The 22,005-nt window shown below is 58.1% G+C and carries 13 protein-coding genes; 7 read left to right on the top strand and 6 right to left on the bottom strand.

The window, feature by feature from the left end:
- Nucleotides 1-426: 426 nt before the first annotated feature.
- The 6 genes from JOD47_RS13490 (at nt 427) to JOD47_RS13465 (ending at nt 11,769) form a co-directional block, all read left to right on the top strand.
- Nucleotides 427-5,511 carry a peroxidase family protein gene (locus JOD47_RS13490; RefSeq protein WP_204534946.1) on the top strand — a complete coding sequence of 1,695 codons (5,085 nt, stop codon included), beginning with the start codon at nt 427-429 and terminating at the stop codon, nt 5,509-5,511.
- 218 nt (nt 5,512-5,729) lie between these two features.
- A complete protein-coding gene (locus JOD47_RS17930; protein WP_307836289.1) occupies nt 5,730-6,383 on the top strand; it encodes a CatB-related O-acetyltransferase in 654 nt (217 codons plus the stop codon).
- On the top strand, nt 6,380-7,894 hold the full coding sequence (locus JOD47_RS13480; protein WP_204534944.1) for a hypothetical protein: 1,515 nt from the start codon (nt 6,380-6,382) through the stop codon (nt 7,892-7,894). The genes JOD47_RS17930 and JOD47_RS13480 overlap by 4 nt, the downstream gene beginning before the upstream one ends.
- Nucleotides 7,895-7,935: 41 nt before the next feature.
- Nucleotides 7,936-9,054 carry a non-hydrolyzing UDP-N-acetylglucosamine 2-epimerase gene (gene wecB, locus JOD47_RS13475; protein WP_204534942.1) on the top strand — a complete coding sequence of 373 codons (1,119 nt, stop codon included), beginning with the start codon at nt 7,936-7,938 and terminating at the stop codon, nt 9,052-9,054.
- Nucleotides 9,055-9,067: 13 nt separating this feature from the next.
- Nucleotides 9,068-10,324, top strand: a complete 1,257-nt coding sequence (locus tag JOD47_RS13470) for a nucleotide sugar dehydrogenase (protein ID WP_204534941.1) — start codon at nt 9,068-9,070, stop codon at nt 10,322-10,324.
- A 455-nt stretch (nt 10,325-10,779) separates the two neighbouring features.
- Nucleotides 10,780-11,769 carry a glycosyltransferase family protein gene (locus tag JOD47_RS13465; RefSeq protein ID WP_204534940.1) on the top strand — a complete coding sequence of 330 codons (990 nt, stop codon included), beginning with the start codon at nt 10,780-10,782 and terminating at the stop codon, nt 11,767-11,769.
- Between the two features lie 37 nt (nt 11,770-11,806).
- Here JOD47_RS13465 and JOD47_RS13460 read toward each other — a convergent pair whose 3' ends face one another.
- Nucleotides 11,807-14,686: an FkbM family methyltransferase gene (locus tag JOD47_RS13460; RefSeq protein WP_204534939.1), complete on the bottom strand. Its 2,880-nt coding sequence runs from the start codon at nt 14,684-14,686 to the stop codon at nt 11,807-11,809.
- A gap of 167 nt (nt 14,687-14,853) precedes the next feature.
- Between JOD47_RS13460 and JOD47_RS13455 the strand changes: the two genes are divergently transcribed.
- The gene (locus JOD47_RS13455; protein ID WP_204534938.1) at nt 14,854-15,303 is read left to right on the top strand and encodes a hypothetical protein; all 450 of its coding nucleotides are present in this window, start codon (nt 14,854-14,856) and stop codon (nt 15,301-15,303) included.
- A 10-nt stretch (nt 15,304-15,313) separates the two neighbouring features.
- Here JOD47_RS13455 and wecC read toward each other — a convergent pair whose 3' ends face one another.
- The 5 genes from wecC to JOD47_RS13430 are packed head-to-tail and all read right to left on the bottom strand — an operon-like array spanning nt 15,314 to nt 22,004.
- Nucleotides 15,314-16,588: a UDP-N-acetyl-D-mannosamine dehydrogenase gene (gene wecC / locus JOD47_RS13450; RefSeq protein ID WP_204534937.1), complete on the bottom strand. Its 1,275-nt coding sequence runs from the start codon at nt 16,586-16,588 to the stop codon at nt 15,314-15,316.
- An 8-nt stretch (nt 16,589-16,596) separates the two neighbouring features.
- Nucleotides 16,597-18,516 carry a glycosyltransferase family protein gene (locus JOD47_RS13445; protein WP_204534936.1) on the bottom strand — a complete coding sequence of 640 codons (1,920 nt, stop codon included), beginning with the start codon at nt 18,514-18,516 and terminating at the stop codon, nt 16,597-16,599.
- Nucleotides 18,513-19,400: an ABC transporter ATP-binding protein gene (locus tag JOD47_RS13440; protein ID WP_239548107.1), complete on the bottom strand. Its 888-nt coding sequence runs from the start codon at nt 19,398-19,400 to the stop codon at nt 18,513-18,515. The genes JOD47_RS13445 and JOD47_RS13440 overlap by 4 nt, the downstream gene beginning before the upstream one ends.
- Nucleotides 19,387-20,280, bottom strand: a complete 894-nt coding sequence (locus tag JOD47_RS13435) for an ABC transporter permease (RefSeq protein WP_239548106.1) — start codon at nt 20,278-20,280, stop codon at nt 19,387-19,389. The genes JOD47_RS13440 and JOD47_RS13435 overlap by 14 nt, the downstream gene beginning before the upstream one ends.
- On the bottom strand, nt 20,280-22,004 hold the full coding sequence (locus JOD47_RS13430; protein WP_204534934.1) for a glycosyltransferase family 4 protein: 1,725 nt from the start codon (nt 22,002-22,004) through the stop codon (nt 20,280-20,282). The genes JOD47_RS13435 and JOD47_RS13430 overlap by 1 nt, the downstream gene beginning before the upstream one ends.
- Nucleotide 22,005 lies beyond the last annotated feature (1 nt).

Here is a 22,005-nt window from a genome sequence, read left to right as displayed (position 1 = left end):
GCCGAAACCCATGAGCGCACGCGACTACCTAGTTTGCCATGTCCGAATGCCATCCTGCGACTTGGCGCTCAGACAAGGAATCCCCAAGGTGGTTAGCCGAATCTGAGAGCGGCAGCCAGAATCGCCGGTCCGAGACCGCTAGCCCCCTCGCTGCCTCGGCGGCCGGCTGTGCTGCCCACCCTGGGTGGGGCTGTCTACCCCAAGACGACAACCCCACCCAGGACTTCCCACCTCGCGACATTCCGCGCATCTCGCCGGCCCATACGGCTCGCCTACCCGCCGTTGTCCCTTATGCGGGAACCCAAGTTATTTGCAGGGTCGTACTGAGAACCTCCTCCTAACGGCAAGCCTGCGCCATTGGACTTCTGCCGTTGGTTTGGGGGTCTCCAGCGACTAAGAGCCGGACCCAGAATAAGGGAGTTCGCAATGAGTATTGAGGCGCGGCGCCGTTCGGCGGGCCGCAGAACCAGTGAGAAGCTCACAGCACTTGCCGTAGGCAGTGCAGTGGTCCTGTCCGGGATAGTGCTTCCCGGACAAATGGCCTTGGCGGCGCCGCCACCCGGCCAGGACTTCAACGTCACCACCGGTGACCTGGAGTTCATTCTGAAGCAGATCGCAATCTCCGAGGCCCACGCCGAAGACGTCGTGGTGGACAACCTTCCGGATTCGTCCCCTCTGTGTGGTCCCAACCCTGTGTTCAACGCAGCGGAACAGACCCACTACGATGCCGACGGCGACCCCTGCGTGGGCAACGTCCTCTCGCCGTTTGGCCTGAGGACCGTGGACGGGCGTTGGAACAATCTGCTGCCCGACCAGGACACTTTGGGATCCGGCGGACAGATCTTCCCCCGTCTGCTTGATCCCGTGTTCCGCGCTGCGGAGCCGATACCTCCAGGCGCTCCGGGTGGCCCTCCGGGGACGCCCACCACCTACGAGCAGACCCAGGGATTTGTCTACGACTCCTCGCCCCGCAATATCAGCAACCTGATCGTTGATCAGACGACCAACAACCCTGCCGCTGTTGCAGTGGCGGAACGTGTTGAGGGAGCCGGCGTTGTTCCCGTAACCGTTGCAAACCGTCTTGAAGGATCAAACCGGTTCGCGACCGCTGCAGCCGTGAGCGCCGATACATTCGGTCCCAATGTTCCGGTTGTTTTCATCGCCAGAGGGGAAAACTTTCCCGATGCGTTGACCGGCGGTCCTGCTGCCAAAGCTGGCAACGGGCCCATTCTGCTCACCAATCCGGCTGCTCTCCCCGATGCCACAGTGGCTGAACTGCAGCGACTGGCACCACAACGCATCGTCATACTGGGTGGCCCAGCCGCCGTCACTGAAGGGGTTGCAACCGCGCTCGAGGGTTACACCGCCGGCACGGTGACACGGCTGGCGGGAAGCAGCCGTTATTCAACCGCGGCAGCGATCAGCGCCGCCACTTTCGCGACGGACATCGGCAAAGTTTACATCGCCTCTGGCGAAGACTTCCCTGATGCTCTGATTGCATCCGCTCCGGCTGCCCGCGATGGACATCCAGTACTGCTCACCACCGGCACCTCCATACCTACGGCCACCATTGCCGAACTCCAGCGGCTAGCGCCCCGGGAGATTGTTGTGGTGGGAACCACCGCACGCGTCAGCGACGCCGTCGTCACCCAATTGGCGGACTACACGGCCGGAGCTGTCACCCGATTTAGCGGTGTTGACCGCTACGAGACGGCAGTTGCCCTCTCCCAGGCCAACTACGCTCCAGGGGTAACCCACGCGTTCATTGCCCGTGGCACGGACTACCCCGATGCACTCGCCGGCTCCTATCTTGCCGGCCTGCGCGGAGGCCCGCTGCTGCTTGTACCGGACGTTGGCGTGATGCCGGCCTCGGTGTCCGCCGAGCTGCAGCGACTGTCCCCGCAGACCGTCACCGTCCTCGGTGGCCCAGCCGCTGTTCCTGTTGAGACAGAAGCAGCGATTACCGAATTACTGCCAGGCACGCAGCTCTTCATCCCCGATATCGCAACCGATGAGGGATTGTCAGCATCGGCAAGTTCGCTGTTCACCATCTTCGGGCAGTTCTTTGACCACGGACTGGATCTGATTTCAAAGGGCGGAAACGGAACCGTTGTTGTTCCCCTGCGGCCGGACGACCCGTTGTATGTGGAAGGTTCACAAACCAACTTCTTCATGCTGAGCCGGGCAACCATCGACACGGGAGATAGCGGAACGGAGCGGAACCATACCAACCGCACCACACCGTTCGTGGACCAGAACCAGACCTACACCTCGCATCCTTCACACCAGGTCTTCCTGCGGCAGTATGTAGCGAGCGCTGGAGGTCCTGTGCCTACCGGACGCCTGCTCAACGGAGCGGACGGTGAAGGACTGGCTACCTGGGCTGACACCAAGGCGCAGGCCCGCGACCTGCTTGGAATTGAGCTCAGGGACATGGACGTGCTCGACGTTCCCCTTCTGAAGACCGACCCGTATGGCCGCTTTGTACCCGGCGCGAATGGCTTCCCGCAGGTTGCATTCGCGGACGGCTTCCGGGAAGGAAACCCGGCAGCTCCCATCTCGACGGTGGGCGCCTTGCGTGCCAACAACGCCTTCCTCGACGACATTGCACACGGTGCGGTGCCGAACGAGCTGGCCGGCTACGACAACGCGGCACTGGACGCTCACTTCGTTACCGGTGACGGACGCGGCAACGAGAACATTGCACTCTCTGCCATTCACCAGGTGTTCCACTCGGAGCACAACCGGGTCATGGCGCAGGTGGACGCGTTCCTCAACGAGCCGGCACAGGCAGAGCTGTTGGCCAAGTACCAGGTCGATGGGTTCTGGGACTATGGCGAGCGGCTGTTCCAGGCAGCGCGGTTCTTCACCGAGATGCAGTATCAGCACCTCGTTTTCGAGGAGTTTGCCCGCCGTGTCCAGCCGACGATCGACCCCGGCGTCTTCAACGAGGTCTTCTACATGCCGGACGTGGATCCTGCGATCTCTTCTGAGTTCGCAAACGTGGTGTACCGGTTTGGGCACTCAATGTTGACGGACACGGTAGACCGCGACTTCGGCGGAGGCGCCGTCGAGAAGAAACCGCTTCTGGATGCCTTCCTGAATCCCGTGGCGTACCACCAGGGTCCGAACGGCGAACAGTTGTCGTCCAAGGCTGCCGCAGGCGCAGTGCTGAAGGGCATGGCCGGCCAGACCGCTGCAGGTATTGACGAGTTTGTGGCCGATACCCTCCGCAATCAATTGCTCGGCCTCCCGCTGGACCTCGCATCGATCAACATGTTGCGTGCCCGCGAAACCGGGGTACCGGGGCTCCAAGCCGCACGTACGCAGTTCTTCGACCAGACACAAATGCCACAGCTGGCTCCCTACACCAGTTGGGAGGACTTCCGGCTGGGGATGAAGAATCCAGAGTCCATCGTGAACTTCGTGGCGGCTTACGGAATACACCCGTCTCTGCAGGCGGCAACCACCATGGTTGAACAGCGTGCAGCTGCAACAACGCTCATAGCGGACATTGCGTTCATGAACGCGCCGGCCGCTGACACAGGACTCAATAACGTTGATTTCTGGATGGGTGGACTGGCTGAGAAGCCGTTCGTCTTTGGCGGAATGATGGGATCCACCTTCAACTTCGTCTTCGAGACTCAGCTCGAGAATCTGCAGAACGGTGACCGTTTCTACTACCTGAACCGGAACTTGGGAAACACTCTGTTCCACACCTTGGAGGCTAACTCGCTCTCGCAGATCATCGAACGCAATACGGAGATCGAAAACCTTCAGCACGATCCATTCGCCACACCGCAGCTTACGTTCGATCTGAACAACGAGACGGCGGCGCTTGCCGGAGGAATGACCTTCCTCAACGGACAGTGGAGATTTGCTGGCGGCGACCATACATCCATCCATGGGACCGACGCGAATGACAACATCCGGGCGGGCATCGGTGACGACTCCGTGTGGGGCGGTGCCGGCAATGACCGGCTGGAAGGCGACGACGGCGTTGACGCCATCATGGGCGGCGACGGTGACGACATCCTGACGGACTCCAACGGTGATGACAGGATCCAGGGCGAGGCCGGCAACGACGTCATCAATGGCGGTCCCGGCTTGGACCTCCTGTTCGGCGGATCCGGCAAGGATGTCATCTACGGCGGCCAGGATCACGCCACCACCTTTGCAGGGCTGGGCGATGACTTCCTGTTCGGATCGAGCGGTGCCGACATCCTGATCGGCAACGAGGGTAATGACTGGATTGAAGGTGCTGAAGGTGGAGCTGACCTCCTGGTCGGCGACAACAGCAACACCATGGAAAACGATCCGAACCTTTCCCACGGTGGCCATGACATCCTCAACGGCGGGCAGGGCAACACGGACTTCGACTCCGAAGGCGGCGACGACATCATGGTCGCCGGCGCATCGGCCGAGAGATTCGCGGGAATGCTCGGCTTCGACTGGGTAACTCACAAGGACTACCCGTTCCCGGTCAATGTGGATATGGCAATCAACGCGCTGCTTCCTGACACCGTCAGCCAGATCTCGGACCGTTTCCTACATACGGAAGCGACCTCGGGCTGGAAGAATAATGACGTCATCCGCGGCTCAGCTGCAGAGGACGACATTGCAGACCCGACTACTCGAACTCTGGGTTACGGCCACCGCCTCACCCAGGAGCAGCTGGACCGGGTCGACGGACTCCGTGACCTGCTGGGCGGTGGAGCAATACCCGAGTACGCACGCCCGTTCCTGTCAGAAGAAGCAAGCACCGAAGAGGATTTCAACAACAACATCCTCCTTGGTGGTCAAGGCAGCGACTTGGTCGAGCCCCGTGTGGGACGCAACTTCGTCGATGCCGATGCCTGGCTGGACGTAAACGTGGTCTGGCGACCGAATGGCGGCGAGATCACCGAACGGGCGGCCTCCATGAGGACCTTCCAGTCGCGGGTCTTCTCGGGAGCAATCAACCCGGCTGACCTGCATGCAGAACGCAGGATCATGAATGCGGACACCAACCAGGCCGATGCAACAGACACAGTGCTGTATGCAGAGACGCGGGCCGAGTTCACGATCGAAGAGCTGCCGGACGGCGCCATCCGGGTCACCAACATCCTCGAGCCGACGCTGCGGACTGACGTTCTCAAGAACGTCGAGATCCTTCAGTTCAGCGATACCTCGGTAGATGTTTCCAACGGCGTCGCAACTCCGGTTGCACTGTCCGCGGATACTGTGGCGCTGGACGGCACAGCCGCAGCGGTTGGCGACACGCTCACCGCGACTGCAGACGTTGACCCCGCAGCAGAAGGTGTCGCCTTCGAACTGCAGGCAATCGCTGTCGATCAGGACGGCAACACCGTCGCAGTCACAACCCAGGACAACACCACCGGCGAATTCGTTATCACTGAGGCGGAGGAAGGCTCCCAACTCCAGGTAGTCGCTACCTTCACCGACGGAGACGGAGTTCCTGTGCAGGTAACGTCCGAGGTTACGGACACGGAGGTGGCACCGGCACAGTAAACCCTCACAATACGAACAACTGAACAAACAGAAGACCCGCAGTTGCTAACTGCGGGTCTTCTATTTAAGCGCGGCGCCTCCGCGAAGTGGGCACGGAGCGGCCGAAGCATTCCCATCTGCAGCACTATAGTGTTGAAGAATCCGTTGGTCACAAGAGTAGGAGTGCGTGAATTGGCCCAACCTCCGTGTGCACCGCTGAGCCCGAAGTGGTTCTCACTGTGACTACATCTTTCAACCCGGCTCGAGTCATCGCGGCGAAGAACACCTCTTGGTGCGTCTTCGCCGAAGACGAAGTCAGAATTCTCAACTGTGAAATCCTCGGAACCGTCTACTTCGGTTTCGGCAGCTACATCAATTCCGGCGCTGTGCGGTCATATTCGGAAGTCGGACGCTACTGCAGCCTCGGACGCGAAGTCGCAATTGGACTGGGCAATCATAATCTGGACGGCTTCTCGACTTCGCCGTACTTTGAACAACACCTTCCTCGCTCAGAGATGAAGCTCGCCTCCCACGAACCTACGCGACGCGTGATTATCGGAAACGACTGCTGGATCGGCGACGGCGTGAAGATCGTTTCGGGCGTTCGAGTCGGAGATGGCGCCATTGTGGCGGCCGGCGCTGTGGTTACACGAGATGTTGAACCCTACGAAATAGTCGGGGGTATACCCGCCAAACACATCCGCTACCGGTTCGATTCGAAGCTCAGAGAACAAATGGTCAGGCTTGCGTGGTGGGAATACGAACCGGAGCAGGTGAAAAATTTGGTCCGCGGCTCGGCGGCAGAAACAGCAGACAGAATTGAATCATCACTGCCTCAATTACAGAAATTCGAACGGCGTCACCGTCGGCTGACAGCAACATCGGCACCATGAACACCGCCGGGCCCTCGGCCGACCAAGTGCCGGCCTTTCGTCGGATTCTGAACCTCGACCCACCTGGCGGTCTCATTGACCAATACCTCGAGACGTTCCAGCAAAAGCACCTGCAAATTAACCTCGACTCAGCGCACGAGAAAGGCCCGTCAGAACGTCTGCGGACCTTGCATGAGCTTGTTGAGGGAAAGGCAGCACATGGGCCAATACTCATATTCGCGACCAAGCCCGAGGGTGCGGTCGAACTCGAAGAGCTAGCCTCCGCGATGCCACCCCAGGCGGTGCTCTACGTCTTCGCCCGGGAGCACCGCAAATCCGGCAACCCTCGGGTAAGGGTACAAGGAGTTCCCGCGAAGTCCTCCGACGAAGAATTCGCCAGAAAAGTCGGAGGTCACATATTCCGGATTCTGGGCCAACAACCGCAGGGCTCCCCCATAAATCCCGGGTCGGCCCCCTTTCCGAGTGAACACTATGAGTCAGAAGAGGTTCCAACGAACCTGCTGGCACCCTACCGAGGAACTGTGCGCACCGTCCGTGACGGCGTGCCATTTGACTACTTCTGCGACTTCAAACCCGAAGCGCACCATCTGGTGGTATTTGGACAGAGCACAGTACAGCGACCAAGCGTGACGCTGCCCGCATTTCACCGCTGGGAGTGGTCCGGCGATGTGAACGCCTCCGTGATGGTTGTGAATGACCCGACTCTCTACTTGGGCGAATCGCTCGAAGCAGGATGGTGGATCGGAACGCCGGAACGCGACTACGCTCGCGAAATGGCTGAGATTGTAAGTGCACTGGCTAAACGTCTCGGCTTTTCCGCTGAGAACGTTATCTTCTACGGAGATTCCGTCGGCGGGTATTCGTCACTCCACATGGCTGCCTGCCTCCCTGGATCAAAAGCTGTTGTGGACTCGCCGCAGATTGACTTGCGGCAATGCCAGCAACACCGATCGGCCGATGCTGCGACTATGATCGCACTGCATTCCAGTTCGGTCGCCGAAACTCCCACATCACTTGTTCACCGTGTAGACGTCATCGAACGATTCCGCCATGAGGAACGTGTCCCAGACTTCTTGTACCTGCAGAACTTGAGGGATGTTTTTCACGTAGAGAAGCACTACACGGACTTCAAATCACGGACTCTGATGCTGGCTGAGCAGCACGAGTGGGCACGAAGCAACGCCGAATACTTCGAGTACTCGGCGTGGAGCGTGATCTCGGGTTCCCGCTTCTTCATGAGCCGCCACGACACCGTCCAGCACATCAACCGCATCATCCGCTCGAGTGATTATTCCTCCCCGGAAGCGCGCCACCTCAAGCCGACCAACAAACCTACATTTCAACTGAAGCGTCGGCCAGGGGCCACATCCGGTTACGGCACCCCGCTGCCGTCCGAAGGAGCTCAGCGCAACGCAAGTTACAGGAAAAAACGCGCAATCGCCCTGGCTCTCGTGATCGCGGCGCTCGTGACAATACCCGCATTGATCCTTACTCTCGTGCTTCTGGGATAAGCTGGTTTCCAGTCATTCTCCAGCCAAGCGAGGAATCTTTGTTGCCCACGATCATGCCGATATATGGCACGCGGCCTGAAGCAATCAAGATGGCTCCTATCGTAAAAGCCCTCCATAATTCGAAGGAATTCAACTGCGTCGTCACGGTGACCGGCCAGCACCGTGAAATGCTCGATCAGGTGAACGAATTATTCGGCATCGCACCTGATTACGATTTGAACATCATCCAGGATCGCCAATCTCTCACTTCGATCATGACCCGAACAATGCAAGGCCTAGATGGGTTATTCCTAGCCTGCAAACCTGATGCTGTCATCGTTCAAGGGGATACAACCACATCAACCGCCGCCGCTATAGCGTCCTTCTATCACGGCATACCGGTAGTGCACGTCGAAGCGGGCCTTCGGTCAGGGGACCTGTTCTCACCGTTTCCTGAAGAGGCAAATCGGAGGATCACCACACAAATCACGAGTCTGCATCTGGCCCCTACACAGCTGAGCAGGGCAAACCTGATCGCCGAAAATGTGTCCGACGAGGCCATCGTAGTGACCGGTAATACAGTCATCGACGCTTTGCTTTCGGCTGTGCAAACAATGGTTCCGTTTTCCGACGAAAGACTTGAGAAACTGGCGGCCTCCGGGCGTCGAATACTCCTGGTCACCACTCATCGTCGGGAGAATCAGGGCGATGCTATGCGAGCAGTGGCGCGGGCGCTGGTACAGATCGCAGATTCAGAGCAAGACCTGACGGTTGTACTTCCGGCTCATAAGAGCCCCGTAGTTCGAGAAGCAGTGCTACCAATCCTTCAAGGAACGTCGAACATACTGGTCACTGAACCCTTGGTATACGGCGAGTTCACGCGCTTACTGTCACTTGCGGAGATCGTGCTAACCGACTCGGGAGGACTGCAGGAGGAAGCTCCCAGCCTCGGCAAACCCGTCCTGGTGATGCGGGAAAATACTGAACGTCCCGAGGCAGTGGAGGCGGGAACCGTCAAGCTCATCGGAACCGACGAGACCAGGATCATTCTCGAGGTGAGCCGACTCCTGAATGATCGCTCGTATTTCGATTCAATGGCCAACGCAGTAAACCCGTATGGCGACGGTCACGCAGCAGAACGAGCATTAGCTGCAATCAAGAAACTGTTCCGTCAGATTTGAGGAAGGCTAGAAAATGGAATCATTAGTCGTTATCGGTCAGGGATACGTAGGGCTCCCGTTGGCCCAGGGTGCCACGCACTCCGGCTTGAAAGTGACCGGACTCGATACCAATCCGCAAACCGTTCATAACTTGAACCTCGGTATTTCCCACGTCGATGACATCAGCGACGCCGAACTGAAAATCATGCTCGACGCGGGTTACAGTGCTACAACGGACCCGGACACCATTGCAACAGCCGACGCTGTTGTCATTTGCGTACCGACTCCGCTGGGAGAGGCAGGTTCTCCCGATCTGGGCGCAGTAGAAGGCGCAGTGAGGACAGTTGCGAAGCACATCACACCTGGCACTTTGGTCGTTCTGGAATCGACCACCTATCCGGGCACCACAGACGACTTCGTCCGCCCCATGCTTGAGGAATCCGGACTGGATCTTGATACCCAATTCCATTTGGCCTTCTCCCCGGAAAGAATCGACCCGGGAAATGCTCATTATGGTTTGACCAACACACCCAAAGTGGTCGGCGGTGTTTCTGAAGCATCGACACTTCGCGCATCGGAATTTTATTCAAAATTCGTCGAAACCGTAGTTCCCACGAGGGGAGCAAAGGAAGCAGAAACAGCGAAGCTGCTCGAGAATACCTACCGCCATATCAATATCGCGCTAGTGAACGAGATGGCGAAGTTCTGCCATGACCTGGACATCGACTTGTGGGATGTCATCGACGCTGCCCGAACCAAGCCCTTCGGCTTTCAAGCGTTCTACCCCGGCCCTGGCGTAGGGGGACACTGCATCCCAATCGACCCAAACTACCTCAGTTACCAAGTGAGGAAGGCTCTGGGTTATCCATTCCGCTTCGTGGAGTTGGCGGAGGAGATCAATAACAGCATGCCGCAGTACGTGGTTCGGCGCGTACAGGATCTTCTCAATCAGAACGCCAAACCCTTGATGAACGCCCACGTTCTACTCCTGGGGATCACATACAAAGCCGATATCGCTGATCAGAGGGAGTCCCCAGCGACGCCGATCGCTGAACTGTTCCAGGGAAGTGGGACCAAAGTTTCGTTTCATGATCCCAGGGTCAAGTCTTGGCATGTCAACGGAGAAGAACTGCAATCACAGGAAGACCTCGCTCACGCTGTAGCTCAAGCGGACGTCACGATCCTCCTGCAGATGCACAGCGAGTACGATACGGAGCACTTGGCAGCCGTCTCGAATCTCTTTTTTGATACGCGTGGAGTGACTAAAGGACGAGACGCCCACCGGTTGTAGGCACGGTCTGAACACTCCTGTTGAAATGGGTCACGTACTTGAACATTAGTCGCCTTCTTGTGGGCAGCGTCATCCTCGCTCCTCTCGGCATCGTAGTGGTTGCCTTGGCTCTGACGGGCGTTTCTGATGACCCGTCCGTCTTAATCTCTGTCTTGGTCGCCGCTCTGGCACTTCATATCTCCCTCTGCGCCATCTTCATGGCTCGGCTCGTGAGGAGAACCAGATCAGAGCTTGTTGAGCTGGTCAATAGGAACCGCAAAGAGGCTTCCCGCTTTGACTATCGTGTTCGGCAGCGAGTTGATTCTGTCGATATGGCTTTGGCACAACTTCGGCTGGACAGTGAGTACCGCGCTGAGCCATCGGGGGAACTAGGGCTCACTTTTAGGGGGAAAGCGGGTTCTCGCGTACTTTTCGTCACGAGCAATGGTGCCGGTATGGGACATCTAACCAGGTGCTTGGCCGTCGCACTAGCCGGCGAGCGTTTCTACTCCTCGAGCTTTGTTTCGCTCTCAGGTGCTGCGCACATCGTGGAAAGGTTCGGCTACTCGGTCATACCTTTTGTCAGTCAGGCTCAGAGCGGCCTGCCCAGTGCCGAATGGCACCGAAGATTCGCGATCTTCATGCATGGGGTACTCCGACAGAATCGGCCCGACATGGTGGTCTTTGATGGATCATACGTGTACCGCGGTGTGATTGAGGCTACGCGTCGGGCGGACGTGCCGCTCATCTGGCTTCGCCGCGGATTGTGGAAGGAAGGCACCAACACAACTCAGGCGGCAGACGAGACCATCGCATGGCGCGTGATTGAGCCCGGCGACATCGCAACCAATGACGACAAGGGCCCACTGCGAACAGTCCAGCCCAACTACGCTACCGAACCGATCACCCTTTACAGCCCACAAAAGTCGCTCTCCCGAGAGCTGGCGTGTAGTGAGCTGGGGCTGGACGCCAGGAAGCATCACATACTTATCCAGCTCGGCGCCGGAAACATCAACAACATCGAGGATGTGCGAGCTCGCGCGGTAGAAATTGTCAATTCTTTGGGCGCGCCGTGGAACCCAGTCGTCGCGACCTCGCCGCTTGCAGACAAGACTCCAAGCGATCTCGAGGCCACTGGCATCCAGGAGTATCCGCTTGCGCCGGTACTCGCCGCATTCCATTTCGGCGTTATCGCCGGTGGGTACAATTCGATACACGAGGCAGCGTCGGCAGGCCTGCCATGCGTGGTGATACCGAACGATTCGACAGCGACAGACAATCAGCGGCTCCGAGCCGAGATTTTTGCTCGCGATTGCGATGGCATCGTTGCCAGTTCCGCAGAAGACGTTGAAGAAGCCATTCGGGTACTGACCGTTAGGTCATTGCAGCCCTCGACCGGTGGCCGGCGCTTCGAAGGCGCTGATCAGACCTCAACGATTATTGCCGATGTGATCCGTCGAGGGTGACTCTGAGCGCAGAGCGAAGGGTTCCGACGGGTTCTCTTTACCGATTCTTCGCTCTACGCTCCAGAGCGGCGATCCTCATATACATTTGCCCCGCTGCTCCATAGATGTCAGAGCTTTCTGCTCTTCTACGGCCGCTGATGCTCTGGCTCCTCCACACCAGCGGATCTCGGTATAGCGATGGAAGGACACTCGCAAGTTCCGCTGGCGAGGAGACCTGCACTCCGCCCATACCCAGGTATTCGGACAACGATTGAGGCATTTCGGGGTAAATGACCGGCAGCCCCATTGCCGCCGCTTCGACAGGAACCATCTCGAAGGTTGCGTACTTGATCGGTGTGAACATCAACCGGCAGCTGGAGATCCTGCGTGAGTAGTCCTCCGTTAGATGAGGCCAAACCTCGTCGATGTCGAGTTGCACCGCATACCGCGGCTTGTACTGTTCCACTGCGAACAGGGGTGCCTCCGGTACAGCCTCTCTTATTGCAGAGATCCATTCCTGCGCGGTGTAATCCATAAGTGAGGAGTCGCTGAGTTTGGCGAAGTCACCCAGGAAGATCCCCCGACTTCCGTGGAACGTTGCTCTCGGCGGCGCAGGCATCGTGATCGTCTTCGGCAAGGCAATCATCAAATGTCTTATCGGCTGAAACTCGCGTTGAGCCACCATCGCCTCAGTGAAGACCATAAGAATGATCCGGTCGCTGTACACCTTCTCCCACGACAACATCTTGGATGTGATGTACTCGTTGCGCTTCGCGTGGCCGTTCACCGACATATTGACGATGACTACTCGTCCCAAGTCCGCATGATGCTCAATCAACCGCTCGACGGTCGCGAAATCTGGGCGTTCGGGATCGCCGACGTACAGCATCACGATCGACGGGTTCGCACCGCCCAATTGAAAAGGGTCTCCCGTTTCTATGTCCTCAAGCACACAGTCCACTCCGAACTGCCGAAGCATGGACGCAGTGAGGTGGCAGGATTTTAGGATGCCTCCCTTTCGCCAACGATTGCGATCGGTTCGTCCGATCACGGCGACCCGCGGGAGGGGTCGGGTGATTGGCTTCGGTGCCTCGTGGATGGTCCAAGGACCATGACCCTTCACCAGAGAAGTGACGTGCGCGCGCACGTCAAAGTTTCCAGAGGTCCCTGGCTTCTTGAGGGAGGAATTGGAGATGGAGTCAGCGTCGGGCTCTATGGGCTCCGCCCATCCTTCCTCATGCGCGAGCACTATCATCGGAACTTCCAGGTGCTGAGCTTTCAGAGCCAAAAAGACATCAGCCATATTCGGGGCTTCGAACTCTTCAAACGAGATGCTGATCGTGTCAGTGTGAAAACCGGCGATTCCCGTTCCCAGAAGGTGCACTGGGGTGTCGGCTCCCCTCTTCTTGGAGAAAGAGAGCACGCGTCGCGACCGGCTATCGTAATAATCTTCGAACTCGTCTTTGAATATCGACCCGTGCCAGCCAACAACCGCTCTGCGCCCATACCTTTCAATGGCATTTACCATGAAGGGGACGTAAAAGTCTGGGTACTGAATGTCGTCATCACACGTGAGGTAATATCCTTCAAAGTCCTTGATGAACAGGAACTTCGCCCGATCACCATAGTCCGGGCCGGTAAAGAACTTCACTCGATTGTCGTACAGCAAATTTCCCGGAATTTCGTTCATGCCATTGAGGTACACATAAATTTCACTTACCTGTGGCAGCAACGCGTCGATTACGCGCCTCAACCCGACTTCGCGTCCAGGCATCGTAGCAATTCCTACTCGGACTCCTTCCGACGAGCTGCGCGCTGAATCGCGCAGCTCGCGAATGGAGCCGCCCACAGAAGCTTGAGAAACTTCGGCGCCACCCGCCTCGGCCACGATCTCTGACACCGTGCGTATAGCCGCATCGGTGGACCATGCACCAGGCTTCTCTGTTGCAATTTCGTCTGAGAGCAGTCGATAAGCTTGAGCCCAAACCTCCGCAGTCTTGCGGTACCGCGCAGATTCGTCCTGTGCGACCTGGATCGCCGAATCTCGAGTCTCACTTCGTTCCGGGCTGCCCACATCCTTGGCGCCCAGAAGAAGTACGGTGCTATTGGGGTCTTCAACATCTTCCACGATGCCGCTGATCCAGGTGCGCATCTGCTTCAGCGCCTCTGAAGCTCCTTTGGCATCGGTGCGATTCTGGGCGAGCGAGAAGCGAGCCCGGAGTTGCTCGGGGGTCGCTCCCAGTGGGCCGTTCGCGTTCGCCCAAACATAGTTGAAACTCCGACCCGCGATCCCTACTACTTCATAACCCAATGGCTCCAAGAGTGCTGCTATCTCCCGCAGCGCCTCGGGAGAGTGTGCCTCCGTGACCACGAGGGGTTTGTCCCGACGAAGTATTCTCTTCGACCCGAGAAGTACTTTTGCCTCGCTACCTTCAGCATCGATTTTTATCAGTGCTACTTTTTCGCGCCGTACGATCGCGTCCAACGTCCTGGCCGGGATACTGCCTAGTTCTGTTGCCTTCACGCGGAAAGTCCCGCTGTTATTTGGGTCGGCGTTTTCGAGATCGAATTGGTCTGTCTGGTTCCAGGCTATTACCTGCCTCGCACGAACCTTAGTCGCCAACCCATTGTCATGTATGTTCTGCAGGAGGACGTTGAAATTATCCCGCTGCGGCTCAAGCGCAATCACCTTGTGCGGCATATGAGTGCCGAAGTAGATCGTATGATTGCCGATATTCGCCCCGACATCAACGACGAGATGGTCCGTTGGAAACCGGACGGATGACAAAAGATCCAGCAGGTCCCACTCATAGAAGTTCTCATCATCTCTGATGAGCTCGAATATGTACTCACCAGCTACGCCCTTGAGGTACACATCTCCGACCCGAGATCGAATGGTGACCGATTCGAGGGGAGCCGAATACGAGGTGTGCTTCAAACTTAAGTCCTGCCCAGGTGATGTGATGCTGCGGCGATGCCTGCCTCCATCTTATGCAGTACGTTCTTAGGGCGCACGTTCACGACGCCGGCCCGTCGGGTCCTGGCCAACACGCTAGGATGAGTACCGGAATTCGAGTCCATATACGACCTGAGGCGCCACTCATCATGCTTAGCCACAAAAGGAAACTCGCAGCCGCCTGCCTGTTCGCGGTATTGGCTCCTGTATCTACGTCGGTCTTGTTCCTCGTTGCGCCACCGCCCGTTGCTTTCGGCTTCCTGACTTTCATCTATGTCGGGGCGCTCATGGGAGCGGTATGGGTTGTCACCAGAAATCAGCGATATGCGCATAAGCGATTGGTTAGGATCCAGCGCCTCGTCGCAACGATCGAGACGGGCCTGCGCGAGAATGCGCCTCTCAGGAGAGAGGTGGCAGCAAGTAGGAAGAATCTGGCGGGAATTTCGGTTGCGCTGTCAAAGATTGATCTTGCGTCATCAGAAAGTGATGGTTTGATGCGCGAGAACTCCGAGCGGCTCGCGAATGTAACTTCCGCGTTGACGGCGTCCACCATCAGGAACCAGTTCGTTCTTGACTCTCGGTCGCGGCGCAAACTCTAGGTCAAACACCCTATGCACGTCTGCTGGTATTGACGTCGGATCTATCTCCGTCTATCGGCTCGGGTCCTCGCGTGTTGATGAAAAGCCGCCCATCCAGGTCTCGCCCTGTCATAGCGCGGAAATCGTCATGGTCCACTAGCTGAACCACAACGTCTGCAGCCTCGATTGCTGCCCGAAGCCCCTCGAGGCGTACGTTCCGGTACTCAGCAAGAGACTTGGGAAGCTGCTCGATATGCGGTTCCACAACCAGGAACTCTGCACCCTCCAACCTTCGAACAAGGTCCGTCAAGATTTGCACCGCTGGAGACTCACGGAGATCGTCGATGTTGGCTTTGAACGTCAACCCCAGCACCACGATGGTCGGATGCTCGATTGCCGATGCTGTAGCGATGACCTTCTCCACCACCCATGACGGTTTAGAATCATTCACCTCCCGCGCCATTCGTATGATGCGGGCCGATTCCGGCACGGCATCGACGATGAACCAGGGATCAACGGCGATGCAGTGACCTCCCACACCGGGCCCAGGTTGCAGGATGTGCACGCGAGGATGGTGATTGGCGAGGGAAATCAGTTCCCATACGTCGATTCCAAGTCGATCACTGATCATTGAAAGCTCATTCGCGAACGCGATGTTCACGTCCCGATAGGAATTTTCAACCAGTTTCGCCATTTCGGCCGTTACGGCATCCGTCAGGTGAATGTCACCCTGACAGAACACCTCGTACAGTTCCTTCGCCTTCTGAGCAGCTTCCGGTGTGACTCCACCCACGATCCGGTCATTGGTAACAAGTTCAATCATGACTCGACCAGGCAACACCCGTTCCGGACAATGAGCGAAGAGCGGTTGACGCGGCCCTCCCAAATCCGGACGTAGCTCGCCGAGGTAGTCAGCAAGATACTGCGTTGCTCCCGGTGGTGAAGTCGATTCCAGAATGACGAGTTCGCCGCCCCGCAGGTTCGGTGCGATGCTGCGCGCTGCTGCCTCTATAAAGGTCAGATCCGCGCTCTTGTCGGCCTTGAACGGCGTGGGCACAGCCACGATGAAGGCGTCGGCAACCGGCGTCTCGGTGGAGGCAGAGAGGCGGCCCTGCCCGACGGCCCCGGTGACATGGACGCTCAGATCCGGCTCAACGAATGGAACTTCCCCCCGGTTCACAGCATCGACCGTTTTCGGGTTGATATCCACCCCGGTGACCTTAAGGCCGTTCGTAGCGAGAATCGCTGCTGTGGGCAGCCCGATATAGCCGAGACCAATTACCGCGACCGTTTCAATGGAGTTCATCAATGCCCTCAGATGGTGATGTGGTCGTGTGGCGTGCCAAAAAACTGCACTTGGCCAGACGCGAGCAGTTCGTCGATCCCCACAGCCCACGTATGTCCGACGCCATGCCGGTGCTGGAAATAGTTGAATCGGTCGGCGGAGTAAACCGAACCGCCGCTCGTTGTCACGGAGTTAAGGAACGCAGTGTCCTCCCCCCGTTGCACGTTCTCGAAAGGATGTGCGCGAAATACGCTTCTGCGTGCAAGAATCGTCGGACCCATGACCAGCCTAGTGAAACGGTGCTCCTGCTGTGGAAAGCGCAGCAGAGTCGCGTTTCGGTTGGCCAGGTACATGTAATGAGCCTGTTTCCCCACCACGTCAGCAGCGGAGTAATTCAGCGCATTCAACTGGTCACCGAGATAGTGCGGAGCATAATAGTCATCGTCGTCCATCTTGGTTGCTACCTCACCGGCAGCTGCCTCAACGCATCGGTTCAGGCAAGCACCCAGGCTAATATCTGCTGTCGCTGAAAGTAGAGTGAGGTTCTCCACGCTGTATCGCTCGCTCAACGCCTGAACCTCGAGCGCATCAAGCTCGAACCCGTGTGTCAGCAGAACCAGCTCACAGTTCACACCGATCTGAGAGCCGATCGTCCTGAAGATGTGCTCGACCTGATGGGGTCGAACGGTTGATACCAACGCAGAGATGCTTGAGCTACTTACCGCAACTCCCCGCTCCGGCAGAATTGCCCCAACTACGGACTCGGCGCGATGTGCGTATGTGTGTGCCGACCAAATCTTGCGTTGCGCCTTATGAATCATGCGGTCGGCCAGCTCATGACTCCTAACCAACGCCCGAGACATCGAGGCAGCGGACTCTCGTGACTCGACCGTCGCCAGCTCATCCTCCGTGAAAAACGAAGAGATTGCGGCGCTTGGCGTGCTGATAACTGAAGTCCCGGCCGCCGTGATCTCGAATATCCGTCTGGCGCACATGCTCGGCGAGTCGACTACGGAGTTCACGTTGAGGAACACTTTGTAGGCCTTATAGGCGGTGAGGACTTGCGCGTAAGAAAGGCTGCCGACCACATGCTCCTTCAAACCAGGAGGAAACTGGTACCGCTCATCACCGCCGAGTTGCCGAGAGAAAATCTCGAGGCCGATTTGCATTCCTTCCCCGGCCTCAGCTGCGCCGCCGAGCAACAAATCCATTTGCTCGCGGCGCTCCGGATACTTATGCGCGAAGTACATTCCAGCGAAAGCGACATCCCTGTCGCGCCACCCGAAACGAGGGCGGATTGGATTGTGCACGGCGGGCTGCGCCGCAAACGGCAAAACTCCGACGCGATCGTGCTCCAGATCCTCCAGGTAGCGGGGGATTTTGTTGGAATCACTTGTGAAGACGACGTCAAATTCGCGCGCTGCGGCTAAGAAGTCGTCGTAGTGCGGAGGGTCTTCCTTGTTCCAAAAAACTGATGGGAGTGAGTTCTGCCGGCACCAGGCCATTAATTCGATGAACTCCGGCTTGGGCCCGGAAGCGCCCGTGAGCTGGTACTTCCACTGACCGTTGTTGCCCGACCACGCAGACTCCACAAACAGGAAATCCACGTCAACTTCCGACAGCTGCGTGCGCCAGGAATCTCTCTTGAGCACTACGGTGTTCCACTCATAAGCAAAAGCCAGAGCCGAGAAGTCGTCCAAAATAACGGCAACGGTCAAGTCGCTTCGGCGTGGCGGGCGCACCGGCGGTGCCGAGGGTGCAAATTTCAGTGCTCGGTTCTTACCGCGACCGGCCCAGCCACCCTGCGCTCCGAGGATGTTCCCCAACGGTATGAAGCCCGTTTCAACCTTCTGCCGCGCACTGAATACTCGCAGTTGACGCAAGCCTCCCTGACGAAAATGCCATACGCTTCTACGCGCATCAGAGAGGATAGAAGTAGTCGCCTTCATGCGCTTCGCCGCCCAGGAGAACGCTCAAGCACCTGCGTCGCGATCAAATTTCTGCGGGATTCGTCCCTGATGGCAGCGGCCGACGCACCATTTCCCTTGGAAAGGTGTCCAGCAAAAGTCGCGTACATCTTCGTGACCTCCGCAGGTTTTCCGTCCATCAGCAAATCTCCCTTGTCGATCCAGATCGCTCGCGAACACATGTCGGTAATCGTCTCCAGGCTATGGCTGACTAGGAATACGGTTCCGGCTTGTGATCGCAGTTCATCCATGCGCCGCTTACTGCGGTCGCGAAACTGTGCGTCACCCGTATTCAAAGCCTCGTCGATGAGCAGAATTTCCGGGTTGACACTTGCCGCGATCGCAAACCGCAAACGGGATCCCATGCCAGCGGAGTACGACTTCATCGGAAGGTGAATCGAATCGTCCAATCCGGACAGTTCAACGATGGAGTCAAATTTCTGCCCAACTTCTTTCTTGGTCATACCCATCGCTAAGCATCCAAGCACGATGTTGTGATCCCCTGACAATTCCGGAACCAGTGCCGCGTTCACCCCTAGCATCACGGGAACACTAGAGGCGTAGACGGCGCCGGTAGTCGGAGCACTGTGTCCGCTGATGAGACGCATCAGCGTACTTTTGCCCGAACCATTTCGTCCTACTATGCCCACCGACTCACCGCGCTCGACGACCAGGGACATTTCGTTGAGTGCCCGAACTGAAACCAAGGGCGTTTGCCCGAGCATCTTCTTGAGAATCCTGGTACTGTCGCGCTTCTCTCTCGGCTGCGCCTTGGTCGAAGGCACCCGATACTTCATGCTTACACGATCGATCACGACGGTGGCTTGCTGCTTACCCTCGGGCCGATCGGAGCTACTCCCGGCCATAGGATTCCTCCGCTTTCCAGAAATAGATGAACCCGACGACGACCGCCGCGAGACCCCACACCGTAAGAATTGCCCACGATTGCCATTCCGGAACCGTCGCATACAGCACACAATCGCGAATTATATTCAGAACTACATAGAGCGGATTGAGTTCAACAATGGCCAAGAGAGTCTTGTCTTCAATGTAAGAGTCAAATGAGAAAAACACCCCAGATCCATACATCCATACCCGCATCGCGAAGTTGAGCAGGTGAGTTACGTCGTTGACTGTCGAGATTATCCGCGCCAGGATCATTCCAACACCAAGATTGAACAATGTCTGCAAAAGCAGAGCTGGGATGATCAAAAGCCACAGGAACGTGATGCCTTCCGTCGGGGGAAGCAAGAGAACCAGCACCAGCATCGACAGGATCACAGGAATTCCGGCGAGAAGTTCCCGCAGGTTGACTGCCACCGGGAGTGTAGCGCGTGGAAAGTTGAATGCCTGTATGACGGCACGATTACCCTGTATTGACCGCGCGCCGTTGGTAATCGCCCTGGAGCTCATTTGGAAGATGAACACGCCGATGATCAGATAACCGACGAAATTCTCTATGCCGCGTCCAGTGCCGAGGAGTAGCCCGAAAATCAGAAAAAAGGTCAGCCCGTTGAATACTGGGTTGAGCACGAGCCAAGCACTGCCGAGGCGATCTCGCCGGTTACCACTTTGAACGCGCGCCTTCGCGTCGTAAAAGACAAACTGTCTGTGGTCCCACAACTGGATGAGGTAGTCCAGGAAACCGGGGCGGGCACCGACGCGGATAAGTCCTCGCGTATCGATCGGCATCGACTGAATCGCCGCCGGTCCCGGTAGCGGAAGACGTGAATCTGACTGCGACATCAGCCTGCGGTTCCGAGCTCTTGATATGCGCGCAGTAGGGTTGAAGTGGTTCCGGTCCATGTACGCTCCTTGAGCACGCGCACTCGACTGGTCGCGCCCATAGCTCGGGCTTCGTCGGTGACTACAGCGCCATCCTCCCTGATGAGATCCTTTAAAGCAGCAGCAAGTTCTTCTGCGCTGTCAGGCACAACCAACGTTCCCGTCACTGAATCCTCTACTATCTCGTTCAGGGCAGGCAGGTTGCTCGCCACTACGGGCCGGGCTGAGGCCATAGCCTCCACCGGCTTCAACGGGGTAACCGCCCTCGTCACCGCGAGGTCCCGACGCGGAACCACAAAAATATCCAGGGCCTGATGGTACAAGTGCGCGTGCTTGCGCGGCACCCGGCCAGTGAACGTCACGCGGGATGTGATTCCTAGTTCCCCCGCCAATTGCCGTAGCGCGGAAGCAGCCACTCCATCGCCGACGATCAGGCACTGTAGGCCGGGGTGCTCCCCCGCCAGCATCGCAATTGCGCGGAGAAGCACGTCCAGCCCCTCATACTCCACAAGGCTGCTGACCGTTCCGACGAACACCCCGTCGTGGGGCAGTCCAAGCAAGGCCCGGGCGGACTGCGAGTCCAGCGGCTCGTCCAGAAAAGCTTCACCCACCGCGTTAGGACATAGCAGCACGCCGCCACGGAGGTCTCCCGCGGTGAGGATCTGCTGTCTCATGGCTTCGCCCAACGTAACCACCAGCGCTGCGCTTCGCGTCATGGCCGCCTCACGTTCAGTGAAGAAATTGTAGCGTTCGCTGGACTTCGCCGCCTCACCGCGGACCGAGGCCCAGGTATCGGCCAATTGACCGCGGACCTCGTACACCCACGGGACTCCGAGCGCTTCGGCCACCGCGCGCGTGACCAAACCATTCACAAAATGGGTAGTGGTATGGAGCACGGCAGGTCGGATCTTCAGCGCCAAGTCCAGAAGCACCTCGGCCTGAACCTGCAGCCGCTGGTCAAAGCCGGTCGGCATGCGAGCAGGAATCAGACGGTGGTACGTCACACCGTTCAATACATCGGTGTCCTGGGCGAACAGCTTCCCCACCTGCACCGGGTAACCAAGACGAGTTGCCGCATGAACGTTCCAGCCAAGCGCTTCCTGAGCCGTCAGAATTGAGTGCGACCGTTGGGCATAGCCGCTGCCGGTGTGCGGAAGCGAGTTGGTGAGCACGTGCAGCACTGTCTGCGGTTGCGGTTCGTATCCCTGTACCGGCTCGAGCGTTGGGATCCAGCCGCGGAAAACCCTCAGCTCGCTCTCGAGCCTTTGCGCCTTGCGGTGAAGGCCCGCCGAGGTGAGTTCCGCGACCGCTCCGGTCATGTCGCCGTCGTACCACCGGCGGCGGGCGCGTGTTCCGGGAGCGGCGCCGGCTCGTTCGAGCAGCATGTCGGCACGCTGGGGCTCATTGGCGGCGAGGGCCACGTCGGCGAGACGCGCTGCCGCGGCTCCAGTGACGCCGTCGCGGTGTGCCTCGTCGAGGATGACCGACCGTCGGGCCTCGTCCCCACGGAGATGAGCGCTCAGCGCACTGAGCAGGGGTCCGCGCCCCACTTTCCGCACGATACCGGCAACAGGTTGGACGATGCGCGAGGGAAGCCGACGGGAAATCTGCAGCAATAGCAGAACAGGGTCATCGTCAAGGTGCTGAACCGCCGTGGCAGCGGTCAGCCGGATGTTGCGGAGCACA

Source organism: Arthrobacter tumbae (assembly GCF_016907495.1).
GTDB lineage: Bacteria > Actinomycetota > Actinomycetes > Actinomycetales > Micrococcaceae > Arthrobacter_D > Arthrobacter_D tumbae.
This window is presented reverse-complemented; position numbering and strand designations above follow the sequence as displayed.